This is a genomic window from Gilvimarinus algae (assembly GCF_030518215.1).
GTDB classification, from domain to species: Bacteria; Pseudomonadota; Gammaproteobacteria; order Pseudomonadales; family Cellvibrionaceae; genus Gilvimarinus; species Gilvimarinus algae.
The window spans coordinates 82,199-102,356 of sequence record NZ_JAULRT010000035.1 but is presented as its reverse complement, the minus strand read 5'-3'; the positions used below and the strand labels follow the sequence as shown (position 1 = coordinate 102,356).

Here is a 20,158-nt window from a genome sequence, read left to right as displayed (position 1 = left end):
GCGCTTTTGTGTTGTGTAAAGGTAGACCCCTTGTCTGATTTGACTGTTGTTATCTGGTGTTTTGCGCTCATTGCCATCGGTTATTACTGGTGGCGGGCGCTGCAAACCAAGGATCTGGCCTTTGCCGCCGCTGTGCGTCACTGCCGGGAAATGGACGTGCAAATGCTCGATCAGAGCGTCTATTTGCGCCGGCTGTGGTTCAAGCGCAACAGCTCGGGGGCGCTCAGCCTATGGCGTGCCTTTTACTTCGAGTTCACCTCAACCGGTGAAGATCGTTACTCCGGCCGGGTGATTATGCTGGGCCGGCGCATCGAGGCCATCCAGCTCGATCCCCATCGAGTGCATTAGCCCCGCCGGTCCTTCCTACTGGCACTGCCTTGTGCCAAACCTTTATAATTCGCCCTTTGCCCCCGGGCTGTTAGTCGGAGAACATCATGTCAGAGCGCAAAGCGCAAGTTAGCCGGGATACCCTGGAGACCCAAATCAGTGTTGAGTTGGATCTCGATGGTACTGGTTGTGGTGAGTTTGACACCGGAGTGCCCTTTTTAGAGCACATGATGGATCAGATCGCCCGCCATGGCATGATTGATCTCAAAGTGACCTGTCAGGGCGACACCCACATCGACGATCACCACTCCGTGGAAGATATCGGCATCACCATCGGCCAGGCAATTGCCCGCGCCGTCGGAGATAAAAAAGGGATTCGGCGCTACGGGCACGCCTACGTACCGCTGGATGAAGCCCTGTCCCGCGTGGTGATCGACTTCTCCGGGCGTCCCGGGCTGATTATGCAGATACCTTTTACCCAAAAGCGAATCGGCCAGTTTGATACCGAACTGTTCTGGGAGTTTTTTCAGGGCTTCGTCAACCACGCCCAGGTGACCTTGCACATCGACAATCTGCGCGGCGAGAACGCTCACCATCAGATTGAAACGGTGTTTAAGGCCTTCGGTCGCGCCCTGCGCCTGGCGCTGGAAGAAGACCCGCGCATGGCTGGGATCACCCCCTCGACCAAGGGCAGTCTGTAATCCATGGCAGAGACAGTAGCGGTCATCGACTATGGCATGGGCAATCTGCACTCGGTGGCCAGTGCGCTGGGCAAAGTGTGCGACCAGCGAGTAACAGTGACCAGCGATCCGGCTGAAGTAGCCGCGGCCGAGCGGGTGATTTTCCCCGGTGTCGGGGCTATTGGCGATTGCATGGGCGAAATTCGCCGGCTGGGTTTCGATAAGCTGTTGCGCGAGCAGGTCGCCTCGGGTAAACCGGTCTTGGGTATTTGCGTGGGCATGCAGGCGCTGCTGACGCACAGCCAGGAGAGTGGCGGCACTGACTGCATCGATTTGTTTCCCGGCGAAGTGCGTTTTTTCGGTCATGAGCTTACCGGTAGCAATGGCGAGCCGCTCAAGGTGCCGCATATGGGCTGGAACCAGGTGGAGCAAACGGAGCACCCGCTGTGGGCCGGTATTGATCAATTGAGTCGCTTTTATTTTGTGCACAGTTTCTACGTAGAGGATACCGGCGCCGAGGTGATGGGCCGCTGCGACTACGGCGTGCGCTTTGCGGCAGCGCTTGGGCGGGATAACTTATTTGCTGTGCAGTTTCACCCGGAAAAGAGCCATACCGCAGGGCTGCAGTTACTGCACAATTTTGTTCGCTGGAACGGTCAGCGCTGATCGTTTAACAAAGAGAGTTTTACATGCTGATTATTCCTGCCATCGATTTGAAAGACGGCCAGTGCGTGCGTTTGCGCCAGGGCCTGATGGACGATTCCACGGTGTTTTCCGATGACCCTGTGGCCGTAGCCACCCAGTGGGTGGACGCCGGCTGTCGCCGCTTACACCTGGTGGACTTGAACGGCGCTTTCGCCGGCGCACCGGTTAACGGCGAAGTGGTAACCGCCATTGCCCGCGCCTACCCCAAGCTGCCGATCCAGATTGGCGGTGGCATTCGCTCGGCCGAGACCATCGAGCACTATCTTCAGGCCGGCGTTGAATTCGTGATTATCGGTACCAAAGCCGTGAAAGAGCCGGAGTTCGTGACCCAGATGTGCCGCGAATTTCCCGGCCATATCATTGTTGGTCTCGATGCCAAAGATGGCTGGGTTGCTACCGACGGCTGGGCCGAGGTGTCGGACATCAAGGCGACGGATCTGGCGCGGCGCTTTGAGGCCGATGGTGTCAGCTCCATTGTCTACACCGATATTGCCCGCGATGGCATGATGCAGGGCGTCAATGTCGAGGCCACGGTCGCCATGGCACAAGCCTCCAGTATTCCCGTGATTGCCTCGGGCGGCATCACCAACATGAAAGACATTCGCGCTCTGCAGGCCCAAAGCGGGCAAGGTATCTGCGGCGCCATTACCGGCCGGGCCATTTACGAGGGCACTCTCGATGTGGCTGAGGCTCAGGCCTACTGCGACGGTGTGGCCTAACCATGGCATTGGCTAAGCGCATTATTCCCTGCCTGGATGTGGACAATGGCCGCGTTGTCAAAGGCGTGCAGTTTGTCGATATTCGCGATGCCGGCGACCCGGTGGAAATTGCCAAGCGCTATAACGAGGCCGGCGCCGATGAGATCACTTTCCTCGATATTACCGCCAGCCACCAGCAGCGCGATACCACGGTACACACGGTAGAGCGCATCGCCGCCGAAGTTTTTATTCCGCTGACAGTGGGCGGCGGTATCCGCAGCAACGATGATATCCGCCGCATGTTAAACGCCGGTGCCGACAAAGTGGGCATTAACTCAGCGGCCGTACACAATCCGGATTTCGTCAAGGCGGCGTCGGATCGCTTTGGCGCTCAGTGCATTGTCGTCGCTATTGATGCCAAGCAAGTCAGTGGCGAAGGCGAGCCTCTGCGCTGGGAAATCTTTACCCACGGAGGTCGCAACCCCACCGGCATTGATGCCGTCGAGTGGGCTGCGCGCATGAGCGACTATGGGGCCGGTGAAATCCTGCTGACCAGCATGGACAGAGACGGTACGAAAAACGGTTTTGACCTAGCGCTGACCCGCGCTATTAGCGATGCTGTGCCGGTTCCGGTTATTGCCTCGGGCGGGGTGGGCAATTTGCAGCACCTGGCCGATGGTATTACCCAGGGGCGGGCCGATGCGGTGCTAGCTGCCAGCATCTTCCACTTTGGCGAGTACACGGTGCCCGAAGCCAAAGCCTATTTGCGCGAGCAGGGCATCGAAGTCCGGTTGTAACGCGAGGGGCTTAAAACTGGGCCCTAATCCAATCCATATGTCGGGCAAAGGCCAAGCTATCCTCGGCGGTGACCTGCGAGGGTGAGGTTTTCTTTTGCAGCAGGTCATCCGTGACCGCCTGGGCTTCGAAACACAGCCCTTGCGTTTGGCGGTTGTCGATAAATCGTTCCACCCGCTCATCCAGCACATAGAAGGAGCATTCCCGCGCCCGCCAAAAATCGGGTATGGCAATGTAGCCCTCATCGCCAATAATGTAGGCCCAATTTTGCAGTTTGCAGCGAAACGAGGTGCCTAGCGTCGCGGTGCAATCTCGATACTTGGCTATCCAGCTGAGGTCGTCCTCTACCCCATTGGGTGCCAAACGGCTGGATACCTGAATGGACTCCGGGTCCTGGCGCAGGAACAGCCAGGCAATGGCCACCGGATACACGCCCATTTCCAGCAGGCAGCCGCCGGCGAGTGATTTGTCGTATTCGCGCCTGGAGGCGTCGTAGGGGCGTTGTGGGTAACCAAAATCCGCTTTGATGTGTTTGATCTTTCCGATGCGGCCATCCGCTACCCACGCCAGTGCTTTTTTTATGGCCGGCAAAAAATAAGTCCACATAGCCTCCATTAAATAGGCGTTATTGTCGGCTGCTATTTTTTGCAGGCGAGAGCACTCGTCGAAATTAATGGTTAAAGGCTTTTCGCACAGGACTGCTTTGCCCGCTTCGAGTGCTCGCTTAGCATGTTCGAAGTGCAGCGAGTGTGGAGAGCCAATATAAATAGCGTGGATGTTTGGGTCGCTGAAAAGTGCCTCGTAGCCCTGGTAGGCATTGGGTATTTGGTGCCTGTGGGCGAACTGCTCGGCGGCTGCTAGCTGGCGACCAGCGACAGCGTGCACACTGGCGCCGCGTACCGCACAGAAGTCGGCCGCGAATTGATTGGCGATACGTCCTGTGCTGAGAATGCCCCATCGAATCTTTTTCATCGTTTGAAGGTCTGCTCCAGTTCTTCAAGCGTCTTGCCTTTGGTTTCCGGCAGCAACCAGTACACCAGTATAAGGCCTGCCAGGGCAAAGCCCCCATAAGCGAGAAAGGTGTAGGCCGCACCGATGGTTGACAGCTCCCAGGGGAAGACAACCTGAACGGCATAGCTGACAGCGCTATTGATCATGCCGACAAACGCCATACCGATTCCGCGCAAGTGGTTGGGAAAGATCTCCGACAACAGGACCCACATGACGGGTCCGAGAGATACCGCAAAAGAGGCGACAAACCCCAAAATCCCCAGCAATATCCAATAGGGATTCATGTTGGTCGCGGCGGCAATGATCTGACCCTGTAAACTACGTAACTCACTCTCAGAAAGATGCTCTCGCAGTGCATTTTTAAAGGCGACATCGGTGCTATAAATAAGACCCTCGAGAGGCACAAGCCTTTGTTTGACTTCAACGCTGTCGATTTCAATGGCGGCTACATCGTCGATGACATAGCTGGCCTGTTTAAAGCCATAAGTGCAAACCAACATACTGAGAATCACCCCGGTAAGACCGATAAGCAGCAGCGGGCGCCGGCCAAGACGCTCAATCAACACCATCGCGACAATGGTAAAAAGGACATTGGTAATGCCTACCCAGATCGCTTGGGCGAAGGCGGCATTGGTGCCGATTCCGCTTTGCTCAAAAATCGTTGGCGCGTAAAAGTAAATAGCATTGACGCCGGTAATCTGCTGAGCTACGCCAATCACTAGGCCGACAACAAGCGCCAGCCTGACGCTGGGTTTAAACAATTGTTTGAGCCGGGTAAGGAAGGGCTCAAACCGGGTGTGATGGGTGGCGTTGATCGCCGCGATCTCCTGTACTGGATCGCAGCCCGGCTGCAGCCGGCTGATAACACTTTGCGCTTGATTAGACTTGCTGTTGAGTACCAGCCAGCGAGGACTTTCGGGTATCAGCGTCAGCATAAAAACGTAGAGTACCGCCGGCACCGCTTCAATGCCAAGCATCCAGCGCCAGGTGTATTGATCAATGCCCAGCGTTTGACTCCATTCGCTGCCGGAGTTTGCTATTTGCAAAAGTGCATAGTTGGCAAAATAAGCGGCTGAAAAGCCGATGACAATGTTCAGTTGATTGATCGACACCATGCGCCCGCGCACTGCCGGGGGTGAGATTTCGGCGATGTAAATAGGCGCGAGGCTCAGCGCGCCGAAGCCCAGGCCGCCAATAAACCGGGCTAGAGAAATACTGAAATAATCAGGTGCCAGCGCTGAAAATGCTGCCGAGATGGCGTAAAGGATGGCGATCAGGAGTAAAATGGGTTTGCGACCAAAGCGGTCACTCAGCGGCCCCGAGCTGGCGCCGGCGATTATGCCGCCAAGGGTTGGCGCGCCGACCACTAGGCCCAGCTGCCAGTCGGTGAGGTTGAAATCCGCACCGATAAAATTGATCGCGCCTGAGATCACGGAGGCATCAAAGCCAAAGAGAAATCCGCCGAGGGAAACAATGACGGCTAGCCTAAACGCGTAGAGAGAGTGAGTCATTATTATAAGCTCTGTTAAGGATGTTATACCTCGCCAGCCAGTCTGTCTTCGACAATCGAGCTGGTGGCAAACTGATAGCGCATGTTGCGGTAAACGCAAATATCGGTAATCTCCTCCGGTGTGCCTTTGGGGCAGCAGCGATAGTTGGTTGATACCCGATAGCCGCCCACCACCGGCCGCACTCGGTGCCAAGTATGCCCGTGCAGCAATACCAGAGTTCCCTTGCATGGTGTCAGGGTCACTTGGTCGGGGAAGTCCTCGTCCACTTCGCCAATTGTAATGGTGCCGCGTCTATGGGAACCCGGGATAACCAGTGTCTGACCGCCGATAGACTCGCGAATATCCTCGGTATAAATCAGCCGGTTGACGTTGAATTTATCGGCGTTTTGTTGCGGGTCACAATCCTGGTGCCAAGCTTGGCCTTTGGTGCCCTGACGGGAAAACATGGTCATGCAGTAAAGCGGGTACCAGCCCTCGCCCAAAATAGCGTCGGTCAACGTCGTTAGACGGGTATCCTGCTCGACGGTATCGAACTGGTGCCGCCCCTCTTGTTGCGGAAACCAGGGTATGACCTCAGTAGCGGATTTTTGCAGGAATTCATCGGTGTGTAAAAAATCCGGACTGGCACCAAAGTGATCTAAAATCAGCTCCTGATACTCGTCCATTAGTTGTGCGGAGAAAAAATCCTCCAGCACAAGGTATCCGTCGCGCCAGAAATTCTTGGCCAGTTCTTGGGTGTTCATGGCTGTACCTATTAAGGCTGTCTGTTAATGAAGCCGGGCTGGCTTATCTTTTTGCTCCAGTGTTGCGCGACGGCGTGGTTATCGTTCAGTCGTGAATTGGACTGGGAGAAATAGCCATTGCAACCCTGATCACTTTGCTCAGTCCACATGGGCGAATAGCTGACGTCGGACCAGTCGGCATTGATGTAGGCGATGGCTCCGATTACATCTCGGTTTTTCTCTATATGCACAAAAAACTGATCGATCCATTCGATCGCTTGCGCCGGTTCTGTGGCAATGTCTATCTGATCGGCGCAGTCACCGGAGTGCGGAGCCGCTTCGCCGATAAACGCTTTGACGCCCAGTTCACGGGCGAGAGCCAGTTCGTGTTTGCCGGGCGCGTTTGGGTCGAGGTTGAAGTACGAATAGCCAATCCAGTCGACGTAACGCTCGCTGCTTTCATCCGGTTCGGGAAAATAAGCTATGAGAGTGTCTCGGCTCGCGTAGCCTGCTGAGTGAAAGACGTAATCGACGTTGTCAACGCCCTCATGATGCAAGTAGCGGTGGATATGCTTGAAGGCCTTCTTGTACTGAGTCGGATCGTAGTTATTCCAGGCGCCGTCAAATTCGTAGCCGATGCGAAGCAGTACCTGCGCATCAATGCGATTCAGCCAAAGTGCGAGCTCTGTTAGCAGGTGATCGTAGTCGCCTCTGGCGATTTTGTTCAGGTTACAATGGGGTTCGGCCCGGCACAGCTCTCCTTTTTTGTTTGCCGGGCCCGCGAGATACATACCAATGTTGATGACGGAGGGCTTGAAATTATCTTCGCGTAAAAGGCAATCTACACACTGTTTGCCAGAGCCCCAGTTAGTCGAGCTGAGTAGTGCGTCGTTGCCCAGATATTTTTTAGGGGCATCGGGCGCATTGTCTGCGTAAGCGGCGCCGACATCGTAGGAAATGTAATCGGAGTAACCCGCCGGCTGTGGGATACGCTGGTCGTAGTAGTAGGCTCTGGTGGCGCGCAGGTTTTGCCCGACCATTACCCAGATGCCATCCTCCAGAGCCGCCGCTGTTGTGCCGGAAGCCGGCAGCAAGAACAGGAGGGCTGTTATAATTGTCGCTCGTATCATGTATTACTCCCTCGGGTGGTGTCGTCGTACAAAAAGTGACTGAAATCGGCACTTAGCTTCGATCCAGTCAAGTCCTGACATGCCATGCCGACAAAAGTGCCGGTAAAACTGGCGCCCTCGCCTTTGCCGGCTTCGCACGATAGTAGGCGGTAGTCCAGGGCAACCGGGAGCTCCCGCCACTGCTGCGCATCCAGGCTGTAGCTAAAGATCAATGTGTCGCGAGTGACCTGCGCGCGTAGATGCACCGTTCCTGTTGTGGGTAAAAGTATTGGATCCAGTGGGAAATGGGCGGTCAGTGAGAGTTCAGCCAGGCAGGACATGATGCTCAGGTGACGTTGACCGCTGTCATCGCCACTGAGATAGAGGTAGTGAAATTTTTGCGAGTTGTAGTAGCACACGAGTCCAGCCATTTGCTGGAAAGATTCGGGGGCGAACTCGACGCAGGTTTGGGCGCAGTAGCTCAGAGTGGTTTGGCGCATGGCCACCAAGGACGAGTGGTAGAGGCTGCCGAGAGATTCGCGCCCATACAGGCGCAGGTGACCGGGTCTGTCGCTCAGGCTGAACAGTTTTTCCGGGTAGGGTGTACGCAGCCACTGAAACACCTCTGGCAGTGCGGATTCGGTGAAATAAAAGTGCGTGCGCTGGTTTGGCCAGGGGTGTAGTTTCAGTTTGGGAGGTGAGACCTGAGCCTGCGGCAATTGCTGATCATTGTCCAATCGCAGCCAGTCGTCTTGGTTCCAGAAAACTTTCTGAAGCGCTGTTTCCCGGCCAAGCGGGCTGAAGCGGTTGTCATGAGCCAAGGGGCGCGAGCAAAGATGTACCGCGTAGAATTCACCGCTCGGTGTCTCCACCCAGTCGCCGTGGCCACAGCGTTGCAGGCTCAGTTCCGGGTTGTCTTTGGCTGATACAAAGTGTCCAGCTGGGTCCAGCTCAAAAGGGCCGGTGATAGATCTTGAACGGGCCATGGTCATCGCATGGGTGTAGCCAGTGCCCCCTTCGGCGGTCAGTAGATAGTAGTAACCGTTGCGTTTGTACAGGTGTGGTCCCTCGGTGAAGCCCAGCTCCGAGCCCTTAAAGATGTTGACTGGTTTGCCCAACAGCGCTTTTGCTTCTGGGTCGTATTCCTGCAGCGCAATACCGCCAAAGAAGGTGCGCTCAGGTCGGTGATCCCAGATCATATTGAGGAGCCATTTGCGACCGTCATCGTCGTGAAACAGCGAGGGATCGAAGCCGCTGCTGTTCAGGTAAACGGGGTCGGTCCAGCTGCCATCGATCGTCTCGCAAGTGGTCAGGTAATTATGAGTGTCTTTGAAATTACCGTCGAAGCGCTTAACGTCGGTGTAAATCAGCCAGAATTTGCCATCGGCGTATGTCAGGCAAGGCGCCCAAACCCCGCAGGAGTCGGGCTCGCCGGTCATGTCCAGCAAGGTCGGCCGGTTTAGCGGCCGGCTGGCCAGACGCCAGTGAATAAGATCTCTGGAATGGTGGATCTGTACTCCCGGGTACCACTCGAAGGTCGAGGTGGCAATGTAGAAGTCATCGCCCACTCTGACAATGGAGGGATCCGGGTTGAAGCCGGGTAGGATGGGGTTGTTGATTGGGCCTGGTCTCATACGCTCGTTTGCATTTGGGTGAACGGGAGGCGGCTCGATACTATCATGACGCCTTTTTATCGTTAATGTTAACGATAACAGGCCTATTCGGAAAGGGTCAAGAATTTTATTGAGAGGGGGATGATCAGCCTCTGGCCCCAGGCACGCCAGGGGTGAGGCGTGCCATGGTTAGGACAAAGGCTTCAGACAAAACAGCTTAGTGGGTGACGATCAAGCTGCGCGGTAGCGTTCAATAATCTTTGCCGCCTCGGGCGCTGAGGCGCAAATAAAATCTATAAACTCACCAACGCCAACTTCGGCGTCGGCCCGGGAATCAAAAGGGCCGATGTCCACGCCCTCGCGTGTCTGGTAGTACCAGTAACCGGATTTTTCCACAAAGCGACCACTTCTGTGGGGGACGTTGCCCTGCTCGCCTTCTCTGTTCTGACTCATAGTCTCCACCTTAAGTATTAGAGGTCCCTGACGCCGGTGCCGCCTATTGTCATCGCGAAAACCGGGGCGCGACAGTCGCGCAGATCCTAGCCTTTTTAATAGTAACAATTTTTATGGCTCAGTGGTTCGCAAAGACGCGTAGCCTCGTTGGCTGCCAAACCTTATACGAACACCTCTGTGAGATTATACGCCCATCATCCCGGATTGTTTATATCGTCTTTATATACTGAGAAAAGGGCCTGATAACCGTTTTCTATGAGCTGAAGCGGGCTCCACCACCGGTGTAGCCGTGGAGGGACCGCGGCGATGAGCAGGCTTCGCAGCATTTGCGGAGGGGCGGGACAAAAAGACGAGGAGGGTGGGCTGTGACTGGCCACTTCAGAGGCGGGCACCAGTTCTATGCCCTCGAGCTCAAACCAGTCGGCGGCCTGCTCCAGCAGCTCAAGTGTCTCTGGGTAAGGGTGGCCTATAGCAATGGCCTGGCCCTCGCGCTTTGCGATGCGAATGGCGCGCTCGAGCTGATGGCGAATATCGGCCGGCTTGCGCGAGTGATCGAGAAACACATCGCGCTTGGCGCTTTTCAGGCCATAGGCCTGCGCGACGTCTAAAGCCAGGCTGGATGCGGTGGTGCGGCTGTCGATAAAAAACAGCTTGCGCCTGGCGGCCTCGCCCATCACCCAGCCCATGGGACGCGCCTGGGTGGTCAAGGCGCTGCCTGTGTGGTTGTTGAGGCCGGTAATGCCCGGCAGTTCGTCCAGGCTGGCGCGCAGTACCGCCAGGGTGTCGGCGCGGCTCATGCCATTTTCCAGTCCACCGGGCCCTAATGGCAGGCCGGCGATATTGGCCATGGGGGTGTGCAGTATCAGCTCCTTGCCGGAGTCGCGCCCGAGTCTTGCCAGTGTGGGGCCATGAGGGGTGCTTGGGAGAATCGCCAGCGTGTAGGCGCCCTGCAACATGGCAGAGCGCTTACCCTGAGTCAGGTTGTAGCCGATATCGTCGATAATAATGGCGAGCTTGGCGCTGGATTTTGCCTGAGCGCCAAGGCTCAGGCACAGCAGTGCAACGCACAGCAGTCGCCTTGGCACGCCTCAGGGCTCCCCGAGGGTCTCGGTGGTGGCCTCGGCGAGATGCTGCTGGCGGAAGATGCTAAGGCCCTTGAGCAGATTCAGAGCTTCGTGCAGCTGATTGTCATTGGTCAGCAGCGCCGCACTGTCGCTGCGACGTTCCTTGCGTGCCTTGCTGCCCATCTCCTCACCGCCATTGCCGTTGTTCAAATGGCCTGCCAAGTCGGCTTCGGTGGTGCGCAGGGCGGGCTTGACGGCGGTCACCTTAGCTCGCTCGACGATGACATCCGGCTCAATGCCCTGTGCCTGGATGGAGCGCCCGCCGGGAGTGTAGTAGCGGGCAGTGGTGAGCTTGATGGCCCGCCTTTCGGTAATCGGCACCACGGTTTGCACTGAGCCTTTGCCAAAGCTGCGGGTGCCCATAATGACCGCACGCTTTTGATCCTGCAGGGCGCCGGCGACAATTTCCGACGCCGAGGCTGAGCCGTCGTTGATCAGTACCACCAGCGGCAGGCCGGCGGTGCTATCGCCCGGATTGGCGTTGTAGCGGCTGTGGCTGCTGTCTATGCGCCCTTCGGTGTAAACCACGAGACCGCCATCGAGAAAAGTGTCTGCCACATCGACAGAGGCCTGGAGTACGCCGCCGGGGTTGTTGCGCAGATCGAGAATGACGCCTTTGATGTTGGGGCGTTCACTCAGCGTATCTTCCAGTTTTTCGCGTAGATCGCGGCCGGTGTTGACCTGAAAGGTAGCGATGCGCAGGTAGAGATAATCATCGTCGAGCATTTTTGTGCGTACGCTGCGCACCTTGATAATGTCGCGGGTAACAACGACGTCAAAGGGTTGGTCGATACCCTCGCGGACGATGGTGAGCGTCAAATCACTGCCCTTGGGGCCGCGCATGATGGTGACGGCCTCGTTCAGGGTCATGCCCTTCACCGGCTGGTCTCCCAGGCGGATGATCAAATCGCCGGCTTCAATACCGGCTTTTTGCGCGGGGGTGTCATCGATGGGAGACACCACTTTCACGAAACCGTTTTCCATCCCCACTTCAATGCCCAGGCCACCAAATTCGCCGGAGGTGTTGACCTGCAAGTCTTCAAAGGATTCAGCGTCCAGGTAAGCGGAGTGCGGATCGAGCTCCGCCATCATGCCCTTAATAGCGTACTCCAGTAGTTCTGAGTCGCTGAGCTCTTCCACGTAACTCGAACGAATGTGGTCATAGACACGGGTAAAGGTACGCAGATCCTCCAACGGCAGCAGTCCTTGAGCCCCCTCGACGTCGGGGAGCTCTTGAGCCGGATCTGTCTCGGCCACTGCCTGGAAGCTGATCAGGCAGGCCAATGCCGCAATATGTGCGAATAACAAAGCAAAGCGCATGTTGTTCTCCTGCATGGTGCGCGTCGTTAGGAGCGCAGTGTAACCCTTTTTTGATGGTGCCAGTGTCCTGTCCGGCACACTAGGCGCGCGCTAACCATGGTCCAGGGTTTGTCGGCCGGCCTTCGTGGCGGATTTCAAAGTACAGGCCAGAGTAGCTCTGGCCGCCGCTGTTGCCCACCCGGGCGATGATGTCACCGGCGTCTACCCTGTCCCCTGGCCGTTTAAGCAGGGTTTGATTATGAGCGTAGAGGCTCATATAACCCTCGCCGTGATCGACAATGATCAACAGCCCCTGCCCTCTAAGGTATTCGGCAAAGATAACCTGGCCTGCGTGCACGGCGATCACCGGAGTCCCCGCCTGTGCCTGAATCATCACGCCCTCCCAGCTGAGCTGATTGCCTACCCGGCTACTGCCATAGCGGTGACGCACCTGGCCCTCGGTGGGCCAGGGTAACTTTCCCTGCAGGCGGCTGAAGCGGGTTCCCGGAGGGTTGGTGCTGCCCAGGGTGGCACTCATCTCTGCCAGCAGCGCTCCCAGGCGCTGGCTGTCTTCGCGCTCGGCGGCGAGCTGAGCATCTTTACTGGCAATAACAGCGGCCAGCTTTTCCAGCGTGCTGCTGCGCTTTTCCTGTTGTTTGATCAGTTCGCGCTGGCGCAGGGATAAGTCCTGCCGGCGTTGGTTGAGCGTCTGGCGCGCGCTGACCAATTGCGGCTCCAGAGCATCGAGTTGACTGAGCGTTGTGCGATAGTGTTTCAGCTTTTCGTTGCGCGCTGCGAGAAGGTAGTCATGGTACTTGTTCAGGCGCGTGATGCGCTCGGGCGAATCCTGCCCCAGAAGCATCTTCAGTGGGCTTTGAGGGCCTGCGCGATAAGCGCTTTGAATTTGCGCTGCGATCTGCTGGCGCTGAGCGTTGCGCTCGCGATCGAGCTGGCGTTGCTGTTGCTGAAGACTCTGCAGTTCTTCGTCCTGCTGTTCGATTTTTTCATTGAGCGTGTCGACCTTGTCTTCCAGCTCGCCGATTTCACTCTCGGAGGCCTCCAATTCCTGCTGCAGTTGGCCGCGCTGAGACTTAACGCTATCCAGCTCGCTTTTCAGCTTTTCGATGTTTTCCCTGAGCGCCTCAAGTTTCTTTTGGTATTCGGCCGCGTCGTCCGCGCCATTGGCTGACAGCGTCGTGAGCAGCAGCGCCATGGAGATGGCGCCGAGTAGGTATTGGCCGATACTTTTACTGTGAACGCGCTTGAACATGAGGAGGCGGGAGCGCTGCGGCGCCCCTTGTGTCAGGATGTCAGGCTAATAAGGTTGCGACCGGACATTTCCTCCGGCTGTTCCAGTCCCATCAGGTGCAGCATAGTGGGCGCTACATCGGCCAGTGAGCCGCCTTCGGCAATGCTGCCCTGGCGTTCACTGACGTATACCAGCGGCACCGGCAGGGTGGAGTGCTGGGTGCTTACCTGGCCCGACTCCGGGTCAAACATCTCTTCACAGTTGCCGTGGTCAGCGGTGATCAAGACTTCGCCACCGACTTTGCGGCTGGCCTCGACAACGCGGCCGATGCAAGTGTCAACTGCCTCGACGGCGGCGACTGCGGCATCGAAGACGCCCGAGTGGCCCACCATGTCGCCGTTGGCGTAGTTACAAATAATGGCGTCGTATTTACCTGACTCAATGGCCTCGACCAGTTTGTCAGTGACCTCGGGGGCGCTCATTTCCGGCTTGAGGTCATAGGTGGCGACGTCGGGAGAGGGCACGAGAATGCGGTCTTCGCCGTCGAATACGGCCTCCTGGCCACCGTTAAAAAAGAAAGTCACATGAGCGTACTTTTCCGTCTCGGCAATACGCAGCTGAGTTTTGCCGAGTTTTGCCAGGTATTCACCAAAGGAGTTGGTCAAGGCCTGGGGCGGGAAGGCGCAGCTGGTCTTGATGTCCGCCGCGTACTCAGTGGTCATGACGAAATCTGCCAGCTGAGGCATTAGCTTGCGCTCGAAGCCGTCAAAGTCGGTCTCGACCAGCGCGCGGGTGATTTGGCGGGCGCGGTCCGGGCGGAAATTCATAAAGATGACGGAATCGCCATCGTTGATGGTGGCGGCTTCTTCGCCCTCACCGACAATCACTGTGGCTTTGACGAATTCGTCGTTTTCGTCGCGCTCGTAGGCCGCTTTCAGCCCGTCAACGGCCGTTTCGGCATCGTATTCAGCATCGCCTGTGACCATGACATTGTAGCTCTGCTCAACACGATCCCAGCGGTTGTCGCGGTCCATGGCAAAGTAGCGCCCGCAGATGCTGGCTACCCGGCCTACTCCAATCTCGGCAAACAGATCCTGAGCTTTTTGCAGAGAGGCCTGTGCGCTACGCGGGGCAGTATCGCGGCCGTCGAGAAAGGCGTGCAGGTATATCTCTTCGGCGCCGCGTTCGGCCGCCGCTCTGATCATGGCAAAGATATGGTTCTCGTGGCTGTGCACCCCGCCCGGGGACAGCAGGCCGATGATGTGAACCGCTTTGCCGCTGTCTTTGGCCTTGTCGAGGGCGGCAGCGTAGGCCGGGTTGCTGGCGAACTCGCCGTCTTCAATGGCTTTATTGATACGGGTAAAACTTTGATAGACCACCCGGCCGGCACCGAGGGTCATGTGCCCCACTTCGCTGTTGCCCATCTGCCCCTCGGGCAAGCCCACCGCCATGCCCGAGGTGCCAATCAGGCTTTTGGGGCACTGGCTCCAATATTCATCCCAATGGGGGGTATTGGCACTGTAGATGGCATTGTGTTCGGTCTGCTCGGAGTAGCCGAAGCCGTCGAGCACCAGCAAAACCATGGGTTTTTTCTTGGCAGTCATAGAAAAGTCGCTTGTATGTCTGGGGGAACAGGAACGTGTAAAGGACTTATTCTACCGGTTAATGCCCGACTTCTCTACGTTGGCGGCAGTGAGATTTCCCTATGCCTGACATAGCCCGCGGCGCCTGTCGATAAAAGAGCCTGTGGTGTATACTTCCGCCCTCTGTGGCGCGGTGCGGCGCCCTGTCAAAAAAGCCATAGTAGAGTAGAAAAGGTAGCCGGGTGGACGATTTTTTTAGGTTTCTCAGTCAGGAGTGGATGCTGGTAGGCATTCTGGTGGTGCTGATTTACGTATACGCTTGGCGCGAGCGGTTGAAAAACGGGCGACCAGTCACCACATCGGAGGCTACGGCCTTGATCAACACCGACGCGGCCATTTGGCTTGATGTGCGCGATGCGTCTGAATTCAAGTCAGGCCATATGGTGGATGCGATCAATATTCCCCATGGCAAGTTGGCCGAGCAGATGGATAGCCTGGAGAAATACCGGGACAAAGTCCTGATTGTGGTCGACAAAATGGGCCAGCACGCCGGCAGTGCCGGTCGACAGCTGGGCAACAAGGGGTTTGATGTGCGCCGTCTGTCCGGAGGTATCTCTGAGTGGCGCAATCAGAGCCTGCCGCTGGTGAAAAAATAGGCAAGCCTGTGGCTAAAGTCCTGATGTACACCACGGCCATCTGCCCCTACTGCGTGAGCGCCAAGCGCCTGCTGGCGGCTAAAGGGGTGGAGGTTGACGAAATTCGGGTGGACCGCCAGCCACATCTGCGGCAGAAAATGATGGCTGACAGCGGACGCCATACAGTGCCGCAAATCTGGATCGGCGAGCGTCACGTAGGCGGTTTTACCGACCTCTGGACCCTGGACAAACGCGGCGAGCTGGACGCCTTGCTCGCTGGTTGATGAAATCATAACCATACATATTAGAGATACTGTTATGTCAGAAGAAAACACCCAAGAGCCACAGGCTCAGACCAATGGCGAAGAAAAAGCCAATCCCTCATTTTCGATCAAGCGCATCTACCTGAAAGATCTGTCGTTTGAGACGCCCATGGGTCTGGAGGCTTTCAACCAACAGCAGCCTCCCGGTGTTGAGCAAGAACTCAACGTACAGGTAAGCCGGATAGACGACAATCACCATGAGGTGGTTTTGCTGCTGACCGTCACCGCGAAGCTCAATGATCGGGTGGTTTTTTTGATCGAGGTTAAGCAGGCCGGTGTGTTTTCCATTACCGGTATGAGTAACCAGCAGATGGCACAGTTAATTAATGCCAACTGCCCCAATATTCTTTTCCCGTATGCGCGGGAAGTGATCGACAGCGTTTTGTCGCGAGGCACTTTTGCCGCACTGATGTTGCCACCGATCAATTTTGACGCGGTTTTCGCCCAGGCTGTGAACTCGGCGCAAAAGCAACAGCAGCAAAACGGTGAGGCAGCTGCTACTGCGAGCGAAAACTGATCCGTTTTTGACACTTGTGTTACCAGGGCCTGCCGTCGAGCAGGCCTTTTTGTTTTCGGCCTTTATTTTCGTCGTCTCAAGCGTATAGTATTCAGGCTATAAGTCTTTGATAACAGGCGGGCTGCCACACCATGTTCAACCTTTCGCGTATTCTGCCCAACGAGGGTGGGCACATAGCGGCTATTGATCTCGGCTCCAACAGTTTTCATCTCATCATCGCGCGTTGGGAAAATCACCAGCTGACCCTGCTCGACAGACTGCGCGAGCCGGTGCGCATGGGCTGGGGATTGGAGGAGGACGGCAGCCTTAATCCGGAAGTGCGCGACCGGGCCCTGGCTTGCCTCGAGCGCTTTGGCGAGAGACTGAGAAATTTCCCCTCGGGCAGCGTACGGGCGGTTGGTACCAAAACGCTTCGCTCGATCAATAACTCCCGTGAATTTCTAAAACTGGCCCGGGCCAAGCTCGGCCACCCGGTGGAGATTATTTCGGGTGAAGAAGAGGCCCGGTTGATCTATTTGGGCGTGGCCCATTGCATTGCGCCGGACGGACGCTCGCGCCTGGTGGCCGATATTGGCGGTGGTAGCACCGAGGTAATCCTCGGGCAGGGTATGGAACCGAGGGTCAAGGAGAGTTTGAGCATGGGCTGCGTGGCCATGACCAAACGGTTTTTCGCCGATGGCAAGGTCACCGAAAAAGCCATTAAAAAAGCCCGTATTGCCGCTGGGCAAGAAATTTCACCCGTTGCGGATGAATACAGCGATCGCCCCTGGGAGGAAGTGCTGGGCGCCTCGGGCACCATCAAGGCGGTGGCCAATGTCTGCCTTGAGGCCGGTTGGAGCAATGGCGAGATCACTCTCAAGTCTATGGAGAAAATTATTGACCTCTACGCCAAGCACGGCGCCACGGATCTGAGCCTCAATGGCGTTTCAGACGATCGCCAGCCAGTATTTCTGGGTGGCGTGATTGTACTGGCAGCGCTGTTTGAAAACCTGAATATCGAGTCCATGGTGGCTGCCGATTGGGCCTTGCGCGAAGGCCTGCTGTTTGATCTCAAAGGGCGTTTGGAAAACCACGATATTCGCGAGAGCAGCGTGCGCGCCCTGGCCGAGCGCTTTCATGTGAATACCGCCAAAGCCGAGCGTGTGGCGCAAACTGCGCAGATGCTATTGGAGCAGGTGGCAGAAAGCTGGTCGCTGGACGTGCATGATGCCGCTAAGTTGCTGCGCTGGGGTGCTTTTCTCTACCCCGTGGGCCTGGACATATCCCACAGCGATTACCACAAGCACAGCGCTTATATTGTGCAGAATGTCGATATTGCCGGCTGCTCGCGCGCCGAACAAGCGCAACTGGCGGCGCTGGCGCGCTGCCACCGAAAAAGCTTGCGCACCAAGCACTTTACCGAGGCTGGCACTAACCTGATTCCGATCGCCATTTTACTGCGCCTGGCACATATTTTTAATCGTACCCGCCGCCACTCCATGCCCGAGGGGCTCAGCTTGAGCGCGAAGAAGAAAAAACTGAGCCTGTCCATCCCTCAGCAGTGGCTTGATGCCAACCCGCTGACCTTTGCCGACCTGGAATCGGAAGCCCGCTTTCAGCAAAGCGCCGGGTATGAATTAGTGATTAATCAAGGGCACTCGAGCAACGATTAAACCTTTGCTCACACTAGGCATTGCTTGGTGTATGTTAACGCTAAGCGTTCGCCACCCACTGGGACAACAGCTCTGCTTGGGCGTCGATAGGCTTTTGCCCCTCTTGTGGCTGCACGTGCACGTAGCTGCCGTCGCTTTGCAGAATCCACGCATGGGTGTTGTCAGCGAGGTAGAGTTTTAAGTCGCTGATGATCTGTTCGCGGATCTTCTTAGCTTTGATGGGGAAACAGGTCTCGACCCGGTGGAACATGTTGCGGATCATCCAGTCGGCACTGGAGCAGAACACTTGCGGACTGCCGGCATTTTCAAAATAAAACACCCGGGTGTGCTCGAGAAAACGACCGACGATCGAGCGCACCTGAATGTTCTCCGATTGCCCGGTAATGCCGGGGCGTAACTGACACACACCGCGCACGATTAAATCGACCTGAACGCCGGCGTTGGAGGCCTCGTAGAGAGCGAGCACCAGCTGCTCTTCGTAAAGCGAATTCATCTTGGCAATAATGCGGGCCGGTATGCCTTTGCGAGCGTTGTCGGTCTCCTGCTGAATGTGCTTCAACATGCCCTTGTGGAGGGTGAAGGGGGCGTACATCAGTTCGCTCATCTTAGACGCTTTGCCCATGCTGGAAAGCTGAATAAAAATGCGATAGACATCGGCGCATATGGCCTGGTCAGAGGTCATCAGACCATAATCGGTGTAGAGCTTGGTAGTCTTGGGGTGGTAGTTGCCTGTGCCCAAGTGCACATAGTAAGCGAGTTTTTTCTCCTCGCGACGAGCCACCAGCAGCATTTTAGAGTGCGTTTTGTAGCCAACGACGCCGTAGATCACATGAATGCCGTAGCGCTGCAAGCGCTCGGCGAGGGCAACGTTCTGCTCTTCATCAAAGCGCGCGCGCAACTCTACAATAGCGGTGACTTCCTTGCCGGCCTTGGCCGCCGCCACTAACGCATCCACAACCGGAGAGTTGGAGCCTGTGCGATAGAGAGTCTGTTTGATGGCCAGCACGTGTGGGTCGACGGCAGCTTCGCGCAGAAAGTCCACCACCGCCTGGAAGGAGTCAAAGGGATGGTGCAGCAGAATATCGTTTTTCTTTAGCGCGTCAAAGTAGTTGTCGGTGCGCTTGGGCAGTTTGGGCATGGATTGCACAAAAGGCTGGAAAACCAGTGACGGGTCATCCACCAGATCGAACAGATCGGACAGTCGGTTGAGGTTGACAGGACCATCTACCTTGTAAATGTCCCGCCGATGGATTTCACAGCGCTCAAGAAGAAAGTCTTCAATGTCCGGCGGACAGGTGCCGGTCAGCTCAAGTCTGACTTCGTCGCCGTACTGGCGGTACACCAGCTCACCCTGCATGGCGCGCAGCAGGTCATCGGTCTCTTCTTCATCCAGAAAAATATCCGAGTTGCGTGTCAGCCTAAACTGAAAGCAGTCGAGCACAGACATACCGACGAAAATCTCGCCCATAAAGTGATGAATGATGGACGACATAAACACAAATTCCCGGCCACTTTGCGCCAGTCCTTCCGGCAGCTCAATCATATTGGGCAGCGAACGGGGCACCTGAACAATGGCCCGGCCGGAGTTGCGGCCAAATGCATCCTTGCCGTCGAGCTTGACGATAAAGTTAAGCGATTTGTTCATGATCCGCGGAAAGGGGTGGGCGGGGTCCAGCCCAATAGGGCTCAGCAGCGGCAGAACCTCCGTTTCAAAGTACTGATGGAGATACTGCACCTGATCCGTATTCCATTCATCGCGGCGCAGGATATGAATCTGATGTTCGTTCAGCAGCGGCAACAGCTCTTTGTTGAAAATGCTGTATTGCTCGTTCACCAGTTGGTGGGAGATCTGGCTGATGGCTGCCAGATTGTCGCCGTGGGTCAGGCCGTCGGGGGGGATGGCGCTGATACCGACTTCCAGCATCTGCACCAGGCCGCCCACCCGAACCTCAAAAAACTCGTCCTGGTTGGTTGAGAAGATGCAGAGAAAGCGCAACCTTTCAAAGAGCGGTAGTGACCGGTTATAGGACTGGTACAGAACCCGCCGGTTAAACTCCAGCAGGCTGAGTTCCCTATTGAAAAACTGCTCGGACACTTGGCTACCTCGGTGATGAACGTTCAAACAAAAGTCCTCAACCTATACCCAGTATAT

20 protein-coding genes are annotated in these 20,158 nt (G+C 56.4%); 9 read left to right on the top strand and 11 right to left on the bottom strand.

Translation table 11 applies throughout. From position 1 onward, the window contains the following. The first annotated feature begins 30 nt into the window (after positions 1-30). The 5 genes from QWI16_RS04010 to hisF all read left to right on the top strand — a co-directional run bounded on the left by QWI16_RS04010 (position 31) and on the right by hisF (position 3,207). Positions 31-348 carry a DUF3301 domain-containing protein gene (locus QWI16_RS04010; protein WP_302711462.1) on the top strand — a complete coding sequence of 106 codons (318 nt, stop codon included), beginning with the start codon at positions 31-33 and terminating at the stop codon, positions 346-348. An 86-nt stretch (positions 349-434) separates the two neighbouring features. Further along, entirely contained in the window at positions 435-1,028 is a 594-nt protein-coding gene (hisB, locus tag QWI16_RS04005) for an imidazoleglycerol-phosphate dehydratase HisB (protein ID WP_302711461.1), read from the top strand. A gap of 3 nt (positions 1,029-1,031) precedes the next feature. Next, entirely contained in the window at positions 1,032-1,673 is a 642-nt protein-coding gene (gene hisH / locus QWI16_RS04000) for an imidazole glycerol phosphate synthase subunit HisH (RefSeq protein ID WP_302711459.1), read from the top strand. Between the two features lie 23 nt (positions 1,674-1,696). After that, a complete protein-coding gene (gene hisA, locus QWI16_RS03995; RefSeq protein WP_302711458.1) occupies positions 1,697-2,431 on the top strand; it encodes a 1-(5-phosphoribosyl)-5-[(5-phosphoribosylamino)methylideneamino]imidazole-4-carboxamide isomerase in 735 nt (244 codons plus the stop codon). 2 nt (positions 2,432-2,433) lie between these two features. After that, the gene (hisF, locus tag QWI16_RS03990; RefSeq protein WP_302711456.1) at positions 2,434-3,207 is read left to right on the top strand and encodes an imidazole glycerol phosphate synthase subunit HisF; all 774 of its coding nucleotides are present in this window, start codon (positions 2,434-2,436) and stop codon (positions 3,205-3,207) included. Positions 3,208-3,217: 10 nt separating this feature from the next. Here hisF and QWI16_RS03985 read toward each other — a convergent pair whose 3' ends face one another. From QWI16_RS03985 to gpmM, 10 genes are all read right to left on the bottom strand, one after another. Then, on the bottom strand, positions 3,218-4,177 hold the full coding sequence (locus QWI16_RS03985) for a Gfo/Idh/MocA family protein (protein WP_302711455.1): 960 nt from the start codon (positions 4,175-4,177) through the stop codon (positions 3,218-3,220). Further along, positions 4,174-5,727 carry a sugar porter family MFS transporter gene (locus QWI16_RS03980; protein WP_302711453.1) on the bottom strand — a complete coding sequence of 518 codons (1,554 nt, stop codon included), beginning with the start codon at positions 5,725-5,727 and terminating at the stop codon, positions 4,174-4,176. Before QWI16_RS03980 ends, QWI16_RS03985 begins: the two co-directional genes overlap by 4 nt. A 23-nt stretch (positions 5,728-5,750) precedes the next feature. Beyond that, on the bottom strand, positions 5,751-6,470 hold the full coding sequence (locus QWI16_RS03975) for a phytanoyl-CoA dioxygenase family protein (protein WP_302711451.1): 720 nt from the start codon (positions 6,468-6,470) through the stop codon (positions 5,751-5,753). Positions 6,471-6,481: 11 nt separating this feature from the next. Beyond that, positions 6,482-7,579 carry a glycoside hydrolase family 26 protein gene (locus QWI16_RS03970; protein WP_302711450.1) on the bottom strand — a complete coding sequence of 366 codons (1,098 nt, stop codon included), beginning with the start codon at positions 7,577-7,579 and terminating at the stop codon, positions 6,482-6,484. Next, complete coding sequence (locus tag QWI16_RS03965) at positions 7,576-9,192, bottom strand: glycoside hydrolase family 43 protein (protein WP_302711449.1); 1,617 nt, start codon at positions 9,190-9,192, stop codon at positions 7,576-7,578. The genes QWI16_RS03970 and QWI16_RS03965 overlap by 4 nt, the downstream gene beginning before the upstream one ends. Positions 9,193-9,402: 210 nt before the next feature. Next, positions 9,403-9,624 (bottom strand): DUF6316 family protein, encoded by a 222-nt coding sequence (locus tag QWI16_RS03960; protein ID WP_302711448.1) that lies wholly within the window; start codon positions 9,622-9,624, stop codon positions 9,403-9,405. 194 nt (positions 9,625-9,818) lie between these two features. Next, positions 9,819-10,709 (bottom strand): divergent polysaccharide deacetylase family protein, encoded by an 891-nt coding sequence (locus QWI16_RS03955; RefSeq protein ID WP_302711447.1) that lies wholly within the window; start codon positions 10,707-10,709, stop codon positions 9,819-9,821. Between the two features lie 3 nt (positions 10,710-10,712). Then, a complete protein-coding gene (locus tag QWI16_RS03950) occupies positions 10,713-12,068 on the bottom strand; it encodes a S41 family peptidase (RefSeq protein WP_302711446.1) in 1,356 nt (451 codons plus the stop codon). A 79-nt stretch (positions 12,069-12,147) separates the two neighbouring features. After that, on the bottom strand, positions 12,148-13,317 hold the full coding sequence (locus QWI16_RS03945) for a murein hydrolase activator EnvC family protein (protein WP_302711445.1): 1,170 nt from the start codon (positions 13,315-13,317) through the stop codon (positions 12,148-12,150). Between the two features lie 32 nt (positions 13,318-13,349). Further along, on the bottom strand, positions 13,350-14,900 hold the full coding sequence (gene gpmM, locus QWI16_RS03940) for a 2,3-bisphosphoglycerate-independent phosphoglycerate mutase (protein WP_302711444.1): 1,551 nt from the start codon (positions 14,898-14,900) through the stop codon (positions 13,350-13,352). A gap of 221 nt (positions 14,901-15,121) precedes the next feature. Here gpmM and QWI16_RS03935 point away from each other — a divergent pair, with 221 nt between their 5' ends. The 4 genes from QWI16_RS03935 (at position 15,122) to ppx (ending at position 18,006) form a co-directional block, all read left to right on the top strand. Next, positions 15,122-15,535 (top strand): rhodanese-like domain-containing protein, encoded by a 414-nt coding sequence (locus tag QWI16_RS03935; RefSeq protein ID WP_368045276.1) that lies wholly within the window; start codon positions 15,122-15,124, stop codon positions 15,533-15,535. An 8-nt stretch (positions 15,536-15,543) separates the two neighbouring features. Further along, entirely contained in the window at positions 15,544-15,798 is a 255-nt protein-coding gene (grxC, locus tag QWI16_RS03930) for a glutaredoxin 3 (protein WP_302711442.1), read from the top strand. Positions 15,799-15,832: 34 nt separating this feature from the next. Further along, the gene (gene secB, locus QWI16_RS03925; RefSeq protein ID WP_302711441.1) at positions 15,833-16,354 is read left to right on the top strand and encodes a protein-export chaperone SecB; all 522 of its coding nucleotides are present in this window, start codon (positions 15,833-15,835) and stop codon (positions 16,352-16,354) included. A gap of 131 nt (positions 16,355-16,485) precedes the next feature. Next, positions 16,486-18,006, top strand: coding sequence for an exopolyphosphatase (gene ppx / locus QWI16_RS03920; RefSeq protein ID WP_302711439.1), 1,521 nt, complete (start codon positions 16,486-16,488; stop codon positions 18,004-18,006). A 40-nt stretch (positions 18,007-18,046) separates the two neighbouring features. On the opposite strand, the gene ppk1 is transcribed toward ppx, so the two are convergent. Beyond that, complete coding sequence (gene ppk1 / locus QWI16_RS03915; RefSeq protein ID WP_302711438.1) at positions 18,047-20,128, bottom strand: polyphosphate kinase 1; 2,082 nt, start codon at positions 20,126-20,128, stop codon at positions 18,047-18,049. Positions 20,129-20,158: the final 30 nt, after the last annotated feature.